This is a genomic window from Shewanella sp. 553, from assembly GCF_059338375.1.
In genome coordinates this window covers 3,757,669-3,769,679 of the sequence record NZ_CM181701.1, presented here as the reverse complement: position 1 = coordinate 3,769,679, position 12,011 = coordinate 3,757,669, and the positions used below count along the sequence as shown (strand labels likewise).

Sequence of the window (12,011 nt, the reverse complement as noted above, 5' to 3'; positions counted from 1 at the left end):
GCCCTATTAAAAATCGTGTTAGGTAACAGTCAGTTTACTGCTGAGTGTCAGAGTGCTGTGCATTGCTAAACAAGGCTTCAATATCGATAGAATCGAAGCTGTAGTTGCTGTTGCAGAACTCGCAGCCCATCTCTATTTTACCTTGTTCTGCCAAGATAGCGTCTAACTCCTCACGAGGAATAGTGCGTAATGCTTGGCCGCTGCGTTCGCGCGAGCAGGTGCAGCGGAAAGTCACATCGATAGGGTCGAACAGGCGCACCTCTTCTTGGTGATACAAGCGATGTAATACCTCGGTGGCTTCGAGTTCAAACAGCTCTTCGGCTTTAACTGTGTTAGTTAGTTGCTCAAGGTGTTCAAAATCTTGATTGTTTTCACTATCACCTGGCAGCACTTGCAGTAAAATGCCCGCGGCTTGTTTACCATCGGCAAATAAGCGGATAGCGGTTGGCAGCTGTTCTGACTGGTCAAAATAAAGCTCTAAACATTCGGCCAGGGTCGGACGTTCTAAGGCCACAACGCCTTGGTAACGCTCGCCATTAGCAGGGGTGAGCGTGATAACCATATGGCCTGTACCCATCAAGGTGGCGAGAGTGGCATCATCGGCTAAGTCACCATCCCAGCGTGCGACGCCGCGTAATTGCTGCAGGTTATTGCCGTTAACAACGGCCAGTGATACCGGGCCATTACCTTGTACTTGCACGCTAATATCACCATCGAGCTTGAGTGTGGCAGTGAGCAGTGATGTCGCCGCCATCAACTCGCCGAGCAGCGTTTGAATCGCTTTCGGGTAGTCGTGAGCAGATAATACCTCTTGGTAACTCTTCTCTAGTTGAACGACTTGACCACGCACATCGGCGTTGTCAAATAGGTAGCGGTTTAATGTATCTTTACTCATTTCAATCTCACAGTTAGCTTGCTTTAAAGCGTATTAGTTGACGGCGTTGCTTTTTATCCGGTTTGGTATCTGGAGCCGGATTATTCAGCACATTTAAGCGCCTCGCTTCGGCGTAAGTCTCGCGTTTGGCGATACTCTCAGGCGTCTCTTCATATAAGGTTTGGGCGATCACCGCCTGTTGGCGTTGTTCGGATATCTTGTTAATAATGACTTCTTTTTCGTCATAGCCCTGACGAATTCTGACCATAGCACCCACTTCGGCCATTTTACTCGATTTGGTTCGCTGGCCATTATAGTGTACCTTGCCGCCGTTGATCATCTCTTTGGCGATGGCTCGAGTCTTGTAAAATCGCGCCGCCCATAACCATTTATCCAGTCGGACTGAAATTTGCGGTGCAGATGCCATGGTTATAGTGTCTCCATCTAGGTAGAACAATAGATTGTGGTGCATAAAGATGGGCGAGTTCACATGCTGGATAATAACTCTCATCCTAAACAGGATGATAAGCTAATATAGCGACCCACTTCACACCCTTTATTGGTGCGTAAAGTTAGCATAATTAGCCTTTATAGGCTAATTTAGCCACTGTTATGGGCTTGTTGCCAAATGCTGTGTAGGTTAGCATGAGTCACGAGCATAAATTATCATAATCAGAACAGAGACCTGCATCGAGGGTCCGTATAATATGGATTTATTAGACAAAGTAATATCTAAGGCGAATGATATCCCCCATAAGCCGATGAGCACGGCCGTGTTTTGGCTGGGTATGATCATCGCTATCTATCTTTTGGCGCATATCTCATGGAAGTTAGTGCCTGTTTCCCAGTCGCCACTGACATGGCAACCCACGCCGACGAATATTTCTACTTCATCTAGTTTGATTAATGTCTCAAACTTGGAAAAGTTAGCCCTTTTCGGTCAATTGGATGCCAACGCCAATAAGCCCAGTGTGGCACCTGTCGAAGAGAAAATTACCGATGCGCCAAAAACCTCGTTATCTATTCAGCTAACGGGTGTCGTGGCGTCAACCTCTGAACAAAAAGGTTTGGCGGTAATAGAGTCTGCTGGCAGTCAAAATACCTATAGTTTAGGTGACAAGATTAAAGGCACTTCGGCCTCGCTGAAAGAGGTGTATGCCGACCGTATTATTATTTCAAACAGTGGTCGCTACGAAACGCTGATGCTTGATGGGCTCAAATATGATGCGCCAAGTGAGGCCAATCAACAGTTACAGCAAGCGAAACGAGATCGCAATGTGCGTCAGGTGGATCAGCGCGATAACCAAGCGGTAGCGCAAGAGTTACAGGAGTCGCGCGATGAGCTGTTAGCCGATCCGAGTAAATTGACCGATTACTTAGCCATTTCGCCCGTCAATCGCGATGGCGAACTGCAAGGCTATCGTCTTAACCCAGGTAAGGATAGGGCGTTATTTGAACAGGCGGGATTGAAAGCTAACGATTTAGTCAAATCAATGAACGGTTACGATGTGACTGACATGAGCCAGGCACTGGAAGTGATGGCGCAGTTGCCCGAATTGACCGAGATCTCTTTGATGATAGAAAGAGAAGGTCAATTGGTTGAGATCATGTTTAGTTTGCCGCAATAAAAAAGGGTTTAGGGGAAGTCATTAAATGAATAATAAGAATATTCGCCGCAATCTCATCGCGGGTGTTGTCATGGGGGCGTCGTTATTGGCGCCTTCGCTCGCATGGTCTGAGCAATATGCGGCTAATTTCAAGGGCACAGACATTCAAGAGTTTATCAATATTGTTGGTAAAAACTTGAATCGAACCATCATCGTTGACCCAACCGTGCGCGGCAAAATTAACGTTCGCAGTTATGATTTACTCGATGATGAGCAATATTATCAATTCTTTCTTAATGTGTTGCAGGTCTATGGTTATGCTGTCGTCGAGATGGACAATAACATCATCAAAGTCATTAAAGATAAAGATGCCAAGACCTCGGCGATTCGCGTAGCCGACGACGCTAGGCCTGGCCTAGGGGACGAAATGGTCACCCGCATTGTGGCTCTGTATAACACGGAAGCGAAACAACTAGCGCCCCTGCTGCGCCAGCTTAACGATAACGCCGGCGGCGGTAACGTTGTTAACTATGACCCTTCTAACGTATTGATGATCTCTGGCCGCGCCGCCGTGGTCAACAAACTGGTCGAGATAGTGCGCCGCGTCGATAAACAAGGTGATACCGAAGTGCAAGTGGTGGCACTGGAATATGCCTCAGCGGGTGAGATGGTGCGGATTATCGACACCCTTTACCGCTCGACCGCTAACCAGTCACAGCTGCCAGGCCAAGCTCCTAAAGTGGTTGCCGATGAGCGTACCAACGCCGTGCTGGTCAGTGGCGACGAAAAGAGCCGCCTACGAGTAGTGAGTCTCATCAGAAAACTCGATGCCGAGCAAGCCACCACTGGCAATACCAAGGTGCGTTATTTGCGTTATGCCAAGGCGGAAGACTTAGTCGAAGTCTTGACTGGTTTTGCCGAGCAACTTGCCAGCGCACAAGATGGTGGAGCGCAGCCACAAGGTGGGCGTAGCAAGCGTCGCAACGAAATTAATATCATGGCCCATACCGACACTAACGCCTTGGTGATCAGCGCCGAACCCGATCAGATGCGCACCATTGAAAGTGTGATTAATCAGCTGGATATTCGCCGCGCTCAAGTATTGGTGGAAGCTATTATTGTTGAAGTCGCCGAAGGTGACGATGTTGGCTTTGGTATTCAATGGGCAACCGAAGCGGGTGGCGGTACCCAGTTTAATAATTTGGGCCCCACCATAGGGGAAATTGGCGCCGGGATCTGGCAAGCACGAGAGCAAGATGGCACTAAAGTGTGTACCGAAAATGGCACTTGTACAGAGAATCCCGCGACTCAAGGAGACATCACCTTACTCGCCCAAGCACTAGGCAAGGTCAATGGTATGGCATGGGGCGTGGCTATGGGCGACTTTGGCGCGCTGATCCAAGCGGTATCGAGTGATACCAAGTCAAACGTATTGGCGACGCCATCTATTACCACCTTAGATAACCAAGAAGCATCGTTTATCGTCGGTGATGAAGTGCCGATTTTAACGGGCAGCCAAAACTCCAGTAACGGTAACAGTAATCCCTTCCAAACGGTTGAACGTAAAGAGGTGGGGGTCAAGCTTAAAGTGGTGCCACAAATTAACGAAGGCAGTACGGTCAAGTTGACCATCGAGCAGGAAGTGTCGGGCATTAACGGTAAAACCGGTGTCGATGTGACTTTTGCCACGCGCCGTTTAACCACCACTGTGATGGCCGATTCGGGTCAAATTGTCGTGCTAGGTGGCTTGATCAATGAAGAGGTGCAAGAGAGTGTACAGAAGGTGCCTTTCCTAGGGGATATCCCCATCATAGGTCATCTGTTTAAGTCATCATCAAGCGGTAAGAAAAAGAAAAACCTGATGGTATTTATTAAGCCGACCATTATCCGTGACGGCATTACTATGGAAGGCATTTCAGGGCGTAAGTATAACTACTTCCGTGCCTTACAACTTGAGCAGCAACAGCGTGGCGTTAACTTAATGCCCAATAGCGATGTGCCAGTATTGGAAGAGTGGAATCAAGAAGATTACCTGCCACCAGAGGTGAATGATGTCTTGCAACGTTACAAAGACCGCAAAGGGTTAGAGATGCAGATGCGTGAAACCGATCCTGCACTTAAACAGATTTCTGACAACAAACAGCAAGATGCCGCCGATGAGTGATCTGCAAGCCGCTCAACATGATGAGCTAGCCCAAGTATCGAGTGAACTTGGGTTGGTCTCAGAGGTCGAATCCGATGAGGTGTTTCACTCCAACAGCCGCGAGCGTCTGCCATTTGCATTTGCGCATCGTTTTCAACTGCTATTAGCCAAAGGCGATGATGAGCGATTAACCCTGTATCATACCGAGAGCACGCCGCTTGAGGCGATGTTAGAGGTGCGCCGGTATGCGGGACAAGAGCTCGCATTGTCGACATTAGCGCCAAATGTATTTGAAGCTAAGTTAACTCAGGTCTATCAAGCCAACTCATCAGAGGCGCAGCAGCTGATGGAAGATATTGGCAACGAGATGGATCTGTTTACCCTTGCCGAAGAGCTGCCACAAACCGAAGACCTGCTCGAAGGCGATGATGATGCGCCCATTATTAAGTTGATTAATGCCCTGCTATCGGAGGCCATTAAAGAGGAAGCATCCGATATCCATATCGAGACCTACGAGAAGCAACTGGTGGTGCGTTTTCGCGTCGACGGTGTGCTCAAAGAGGTGCTCAAACCCAATCGTAAGCTCTCGTCACTGCTGGTATCACGTATTAAGGTGATGGCACGTTTAGACATTGCCGAGAAGCGAGTGCCGCAAGATGGGCGTATCTCGCTACGTATTGCGGGTCGTGCGGTGGATGTGCGAGTGTCGACCATGCCATCAAGCCATGGTGAGCGTGTGGTGATGCGTCTGCTGGATAAAAACGCTGGCAACCTTGACCTTAAACAGCTCGGCATGACAGATGCTATCCGGCATCAATTCGATGAGCTTATCCGTAAGCCTCACGGCATTATCTTGGTCACGGGCCCGACTGGTTCGGGTAAGAGTACCACTCTGTATGCCGGCTTGACCGAAATTAACTCTATCGACACCAATATCTTAACGGTCGAAGATCCCATCGAATATGAACTCGCGGGCATAGGCCAGACGCAGGTGAATACTAAGGTGGATATGACCTTCGCCCGCGGTCTGCGCGCCATTTTACGTCAAGATCCTGATGTGGTGATGATAGGTGAGATCCGTGATCTTGAAACTGCGCAAATTGCCGTGCAAGCCTCGTTGACTGGTCACATGGTGATCTCCACGCTGCACACGAATACCGCCTCGGGTGCCATCACGCGTTTGCAAGATATGGGCGTTGAGCCTTTCCTCGTCTCCTCGAGTCTGCTTGGGGTGTTAGCCCAGCGATTGATCCGCACCTTGTGCCCTAAGTGTAAGATTGAGCACGTGCCCGATCAGCGTGAACGCGAACTGCTGGGGATTAGCACCGACGATCCACGCACTATCTATCGTGCCAAGGGGTGCGCCGCTTGTGGCCATAATGGTTATCGTGGCCGCACGGGGATCCATGAACTCCTGCTGGTGGATGATAAAATTCGTGAGCTTATTCATAGCGGCCGCGGCGAATTGGCGATTGAAAAATATATTCGCCAATCGATACCCAGTATTCGTCACGATGGCATGAGTAAAGTGCTTAGCGGCATCACCACCTTAGAAGAAGTGCTGCGCGTCACTCGCGAGGAGTAAGCCATGCCCGCATATGAGTACAAGGCGTTAAATGCCCAAGGCAAACAGCAAAAAGGGGTGGTGGAAGCCGATACCGCCCGCCATGCCCGAGGTCAGCTTCGCGAATTGCGCTTAATGCCACTGGAGATCACCCCTGTGGTCGACAAGGAAGCCAAGGCCAAACGCCAAGGTTTTAGCTTTAAGCGCGGTATTTCGGTGGCAGAGTTAGCCCTGATCACTCGCCAAATTGCGACCTTAGTTGCCGCCGGTTTACCTGTGGAAGAGGCGTTGAAGGCCGTTGGTCAGCAGTGTGAAAAGGATCGCCTCGCCAGTATGGTGATGGCAGTGCGCTCACGGGTGGTTGAAGGCTACAGTCTGGCCGACTCCATGGCCGAATTCCCGCATATTTTTGATGATCTTTATCGCGCCATGGTGGCATCGGGTGAAAAGTCAGGTCACCTCGAAGTGGTGCTTAACCGCTTGGCTGATTACACCGAGCGCCGTCAACAGCTGAAAAGCAAAATGACCCAAGCGATGATCTATCCTGTTGTGCTGACCGTGGTGGCCATTAGCGTCATTGCTATCTTGCTTGCTGCTGTCGTGCCTCAGGTGGTGGGGCAGTTTGAGCACATGGGGCAAGAGCTACCATGGACTACGCAATTTTTGATCGCCGCATCTGACTTTATCCGTGATTACGGTCTGTTAGTTGTTGGGGTCGTTGTGATGTTAGCCTTTGGTGCCAAGCAACTGTTGAAAAGTGCAGCCAATCGCATGGCCTTCGATAGTGCCCTGCTGAAAATGCCGGTGATCGGTCGTGTTAGCAAGGGGCTCAATACGGCGCGATTTGCGCGTACCTTAAGTATTTTAACGGCCAGCTCAGTACCACTGCTCGATGCGATGCGCATCGCCAGTGAGGTGTTGATAAACGTCAGAGTGAGAGCCGCAGTGGAACAAGCCACTGCACGAGTGCGCGAGGGGACCAGTCTTGGGGCTGCGCTGGCTAACACTAAACTTTTTCCGCCTATGATGCTCTATATGATCACCTCAGGCGAAAAAAGTGGTCAGCTCGAACAGATGCTCGAGCGCGCTGCCGATAACCAAGACCGTGAATTCGAGTCGAACGTGAATATTGCCTTGGGGGTATTTGAACCCTTATTAGTGGTCAGCATGGCAGCCGTGGTGCTGTTTATCGTACTGGCGATTCTGCAGCCGATATTAGAACTTAACAACATGATTAGTGGTTGATGCCTCAAGCATCTCCCTAGCGCGGCAGCCTAACCTTTTCCTGTTAGGCATTTTTTATAGAGGATCTATTAATGCAAGTAAGAAACAAGCAACAAGGCTTTACCCTGTTAGAAGTGATGGTGGTTATCGTAATTTTGGGGATCCTTGCCTCTATGGTGGTACCTAACTTGATGGGTAACAAAGATAAGGCCGACCTGCAAAAAGCGGTGTCGGATATTGTGGCGCTGGAAAATGCATTAGATATGTACCGTTTGGACAACAGCATCTATCCCACGACCGAGCAGGGGTTAGAAGCCTTAATCCAAAAGCCAACCATTTCACCAGAGCCACGTAATTACCGTGAAGGGGGGTATGTTAAACGCTTACCACAAGATCCATGGCGTAATGAATACCTGTTATTGAGTCCAGGTGAACAAGGCAAAATCGATATCTTCAGTGCCGGCCCAGATGGGCAAGTGGGGACTGAAGATGATGTCGGTAGCTGGAATCTACAAGATTTCCAATAAGCCGAGCGAAGAGTGATGAGCCTCTTGCGCCAACGCGGGTTTACCCTGATGGAAGTGTTGCTGGTGGTGTTACTGATGGGGCTCGCGGCCTCCGCGGTGACCTTAACCATGCAGGGCACCGACCAGCAGCAGGCGCTCGATCGAGTGGCGCGGCAATTTATGGCGTCAACCGAGTTAGTGCTCGATGAAACTGTGCTCAGTGGCCATTTTATCGGTATCGTTATCGAAAAAGACCGTTATGAGTTTGTGGTTTATGACGAGGGTAAGTGGCATCCGCTACAGCAAGACCGCTTGCTGGCGGCGCGCGAGATGCAACAGGGGGTGCAGCTTGACCTGATACTCGATGGTTTACCCCTGTCTCAAGAAGATGAAGAGCAAGACTCATGGTTCGACGAGCCGCTTATCGAGCCGTCCGCCGAGGATAAAAAGAAGCATCCAGAGCCGCAGGTGATGCTGTTTCCCAGTGGCGAGATGAGCGCCTTCGAATTGACCTTTATCAGTGAAGATGCCATGGGAAATGAGTTAGAAACTGTGGTTGTGGGCGATGTGTTAGGGCGATTAAGGTTGGGAAGAGACAATGAACTCGATAATTGATTGCCCCACTTTGGGCTCTATATTCCTATCTTGTCATTTAGCGGGCACTGCTGGGTATAAGCATGAGAGTTAATCAGCAAGGGATGACATTGCTAGAGGTGATTGTCGCCTTGGCGGTGTTTGCCGTCGCTGCAGTGTCGATCACTAAGAGCCTAGGCGAGCAGATCGCCAACATGCCCATTTTAGAAGAGCGCACTCTGGCGCAGTGGGTCGCCAGTAACCAGATGGTCGAGGCCAAGCTAGTGGCCGGCGGCAGCGATTTAGGCAAAAAAGAGGGCCAAGTCGAACTGGCCGATAAGACCTGGTATTGGCGTAAAGAGGTGGTTAAAACCACCGATGATAACTTTCGGCTGATCCGCATCAGTGTCAGTGACGATGAGCGCTACACTCGCACCATAGCCCAGGTGAGCAGTTATGTACTTAAAGCATCATAAATTCAATCAGGGTTTTACCCTGTTAGAGATGCTGGTGGCCATAGGTATTTTTGCCATGTTGGGCTTAGCGGCTAACTCTGTGCTCAATACCGTGATGAAAAATGATATTGCCACCGAGGAGTTTGCCACTAAGTTAAAATCCTTACAGCAAGGGTTTGGCGTTCTCGAGCGAGATTTTGGCCAGATGGTGGCACGCACCCCAAGGTTGCTCGAAGGTGGGCGGGGTAGCACTGTGATACAAACGGGCAGCGACTTATTTGACTCAGAATCAGAAGCGATAGTGTTTTATCGTATTGGTTGGCTCAACCCCGACGGCCCTATTGCCTAGAGGTAGCCTGCAGTCGGTGGCCTATGTGGTGCAAGATAATAAGTTAGAGCGCTGGTATTTTCCCTATCCAGAGCCTGAGTTTGGCGCAGAGCCGACTAAAAGCTTAGTGATGGACAAGGTGTTATCGGTGGAATACTCCTTCTTTGTCGAAGACAGTTGGCAGCGAAAAATTGAGGCCACGACTCTGCCCAAGGCCATCGCCATGGCGGTTGAAGTGGAAGGGCTGGGGAAAATACAGCGGAAGTTTTTACTGCCGCTAGGCGCGCAGCCCAGCAGCAGTAGCAATGATGCTGACGATAACGACAGTAATAAGGGTAACGATAGCGGCGCCAATGATAACGACAATAATGCCGATGAAGATGACAATAACAACGACCCGGACCGAGGGCTGTAAGGGTGAATAAGCTGGCGCAAAAGCAGCGCGGAGTCGCCCTGATCGTGGTATTGCTGATCGTGGCGATGATCGCCATTATCGCCACCAATATTAATGGCCGTAGCCAGATAATGGTGCGGCGGACCATCAATTTAGCCCAATATGATCAGGCTTATTGGTACGCACTTTCGGCCGAAGAGTTAGCCAAAAAGGTGCTGCAACAAGATTTAGACGACGCCGACGAAGGTAAGATCCACAGGCAGCAGTATTGGGCGCAAGCCGACGTGGTATTGCCAGTGGAGCAAGGAGAGATAGCCGGGCGTATTAGCGATATGCAGGCCTGTTTTAACGTGAATGCGTTATCGATGCAGACTAAAGAGGTTGAGAATGGTCAACCCAAATTGCCATTGCCTGCACAGCAGTTTAAAGGGTTATTAGTGGCCTTGGGCATGGATGATTTTGCCGCCGAGCGTTTGGCGCATACGGTGAAAGATTATATTGACGAGGATAGTGTCGCCAGCCCATTTGGCGCCGAAGATGCCGATTATGAATCACGCACCGTGCCTTATCGCGCCGCGAACACCTTAATGAGTCATCGCAGCGAGCTGCGCGCGGTCATCGGGGTGAGCCAAGAGGTGTACCTTAAGCTGGCACCTTATGTATGCGCTATCCCAGGTTACGATCGACAGGTATTGAATGTTAATACCATTGAGCTTGAGCATGCGGCGTTATTGGCAGGCATGTTCGACAATAAAATTAGTGTTGGCGAAGCAGAAAGTATTATTAATCAGCGCCCAAGTGATGGCTACGACACTATTGAAGACTTTTGGGCCAATGGCTCAATCGCCAGTTTGCGTGGTGAAGAGAATTTAGCGTCCAGTTTTAGCCTAAAGAGCCAATATTTTTTATTGCAAGCTGGCGCCAAAGTCGACAGTGCCACTTTTCGTATGGAAAGCGTGTTGCAAGTGGCCGGAAATAATCAGTTAGCTGTGTTGACGCGCCAATATGGTGGTCAACGATAACGGCTCGGCGGGGCGGTAACCCGCAGTGGTTAACAGGCCTAATACCCATAATGAATGCGATTGAGATAATACAAGTTTATTTTGCGCAACTTAATGAGACTTGTGGAGAACGACATTGAGTGAACGATTATTTATCCGCTTAGGAAGAAGCCAAGATCAGCGCTGTACTTGGCTAGTGTGGTCCGAGCAAGAGCAAGAGATCATCGCTTCGGGTGACCTGCCCGATGCCCATGCCTTGTCGAGCCTAACCGAACGAGCGGGTAACCGTCCGGTCGATATCTTAGTGCCCGCCTCGGCGATCACGCTCACCTCGGTGCGCTTACCAGAGAAAGGCCAGCGTCAGGCGATTAAAGCTTTGCCGTTTATGTTAGAAGAAAACTTGGCCGAAAATGTCGATAAACTGCATTTTGTCACCGGCCCGCGTGATGGCGAGTCCCTCAGTGTTGCGGTTGTTGCCCATGAACAGATGCAAAATTGGTTATCTTGGTTAAGCGAGGCAGGCATTAAAGCGCGCCAAATTGTGCCTGACTGTTTAGCCTTGCCACTGCAGGAGTGTCAGTGGGCGGCCATGCAATTTGGTTCCGATTATCTGCTGCGCACCGGCGCTGGCCATGGTGCCTGTCTGGATGCCACTTGGTTTAACGCCACGCTGCCTCAATTTGTCGCCAAAGCGGCTGACAACACCACGGCGAGCGCCCCGCTCACGGTGGCTGGTTATAGTGAGCTGAATATCGATGGTGCCCAGGTACAGCCCCAGCCGCTGGATCTGCCGATGTTAGTGCTGGCCAAAGGTATTTTACATGCGCCGCTCAATTTACTTTCAGGCATTTACACCCCTAAACGTGAGTACGGCAAACACCTGTTGCTGTGGCGTAATAGTGCCATAGTGATCGCCATCGCCTTGGTGTTGGCCTTAGTGAATAAAGGGCTCTCCATTCATCAGATGAACGTCGAGCGTGAGCAGTTACAAGCGCAAAGTAGCGCGATATTCAAGCAAGTGGTGGGCAGCTCGCGGGTGGTCAATATTCGCTCACAGATGGACAGTAAATTACGTAGTCTGCAAGGTTCGGGCGATGGCACCGTCTTCTTTACTATGCTCGACGGCTTATCGACTGCATTTGCAAAGGTGCCGCAATTAAAGCCCACTAGCTTGCGTTTCGACAGTGGTCGCAATGAGTTACGCATGCAAATATCCGCCAAGAGTTATGCGCAAATTGAAGAATTTAAAAGCCTCATCGCCAAGCAATTTAAGGTCGACTCTGGTGCGATGAACAGCGGTGAAGATGAAGTCACCAGCACGTTAACCTTAAGGAGTAAGTAA

General features: G+C 50.1%; 11 protein-coding genes and 1 pseudogene. 10 read left to right on the top strand and 2 right to left on the bottom strand.

What is annotated here, in order from left to right:
- Positions 1-34: 34 nt before the first annotated feature.
- Both hslO and hslR read right to left on the bottom strand, forming a co-directional pair.
- Complete coding sequence (gene hslO / locus AC5YBZ_RS16650; protein ID WP_494543227.1) at positions 35-895, bottom strand: Hsp33 family molecular chaperone HslO; 861 nt, start codon at positions 893-895, stop codon at positions 35-37.
- A gap of 13 nt (positions 896-908) precedes the next feature.
- Positions 909-1,301, bottom strand: coding sequence for a ribosome-associated heat shock protein Hsp15 (gene hslR / locus AC5YBZ_RS16645; RefSeq protein ID WP_494543226.1), 393 nt, complete (start codon positions 1,299-1,301; stop codon positions 909-911).
- Between the two features lie 280 nt (positions 1,302-1,581).
- On the opposite strand from hslR, the gene gspC reads away from it, so the two are divergent.
- From gspC to gspL, 10 genes and pseudogenes are all read left to right on the top strand, one after another.
- On the top strand, positions 1,582-2,502 hold the full coding sequence (gene gspC, locus AC5YBZ_RS16640) for a type II secretion system protein GspC (RefSeq protein ID WP_494543225.1): 921 nt from the start codon (positions 1,582-1,584) through the stop codon (positions 2,500-2,502).
- Between the two features lie 25 nt (positions 2,503-2,527).
- On the top strand, positions 2,528-4,645 hold the full coding sequence (gene gspD / locus AC5YBZ_RS16635) for a type II secretion system secretin GspD (protein WP_494520612.1): 2,118 nt from the start codon (positions 2,528-2,530) through the stop codon (positions 4,643-4,645).
- Complete coding sequence (gspE, locus tag AC5YBZ_RS16630) at positions 4,638-6,209, top strand: type II secretion system ATPase GspE (protein WP_494543224.1); 1,572 nt, start codon at positions 4,638-4,640, stop codon at positions 6,207-6,209. Before gspD ends, gspE begins: the two co-directional genes overlap by 8 nt.
- 3 nt (positions 6,210-6,212) lie before the next feature.
- A complete protein-coding gene (gspF, locus tag AC5YBZ_RS16625) occupies positions 6,213-7,433 on the top strand; it encodes a type II secretion system inner membrane protein GspF (RefSeq protein ID WP_494520614.1) in 1,221 nt (406 codons plus the stop codon).
- Positions 7,434-7,504: 71 nt separating this feature from the next.
- Positions 7,505-7,939 carry a type II secretion system major pseudopilin GspG gene (gene gspG, locus AC5YBZ_RS16620; protein ID WP_494524106.1) on the top strand — a complete coding sequence of 145 codons (435 nt, stop codon included), beginning with the start codon at positions 7,505-7,507 and terminating at the stop codon, positions 7,937-7,939.
- Positions 7,940-7,954: 15 nt separating this feature from the next.
- Positions 7,955-8,533 carry a type II secretion system minor pseudopilin GspH gene (gene gspH, locus AC5YBZ_RS16615; RefSeq protein ID WP_494524105.1) on the top strand — a complete coding sequence of 193 codons (579 nt, stop codon included), beginning with the start codon at positions 7,955-7,957 and terminating at the stop codon, positions 8,531-8,533.
- A 62-nt stretch (positions 8,534-8,595) separates the two neighbouring features.
- On the top strand, positions 8,596-8,967 hold the full coding sequence (gspI, locus tag AC5YBZ_RS16610; protein WP_494543223.1) for a type II secretion system minor pseudopilin GspI: 372 nt from the start codon (positions 8,596-8,598) through the stop codon (positions 8,965-8,967).
- Positions 8,948-9,689 (top strand): annotated as a pseudogene (gene gspJ / locus AC5YBZ_RS16605) (type II secretion system minor pseudopilin GspJ). Before gspI ends, gspJ begins: the two are co-directional and overlap by 20 nt.
- Positions 9,690-9,691: 2 nt before the next feature.
- Entirely contained in the window at positions 9,692-10,690 is a 999-nt protein-coding gene (gspK, locus tag AC5YBZ_RS16600) for a type II secretion system minor pseudopilin GspK (RefSeq protein WP_494524102.1), read from the top strand.
- Between the two features lie 115 nt (positions 10,691-10,805).
- Positions 10,806-12,011, top strand: a complete 1,206-nt coding sequence (gspL, locus tag AC5YBZ_RS16595) for a type II secretion system protein GspL (protein WP_494543222.1) — start codon at positions 10,806-10,808, stop codon at positions 12,009-12,011.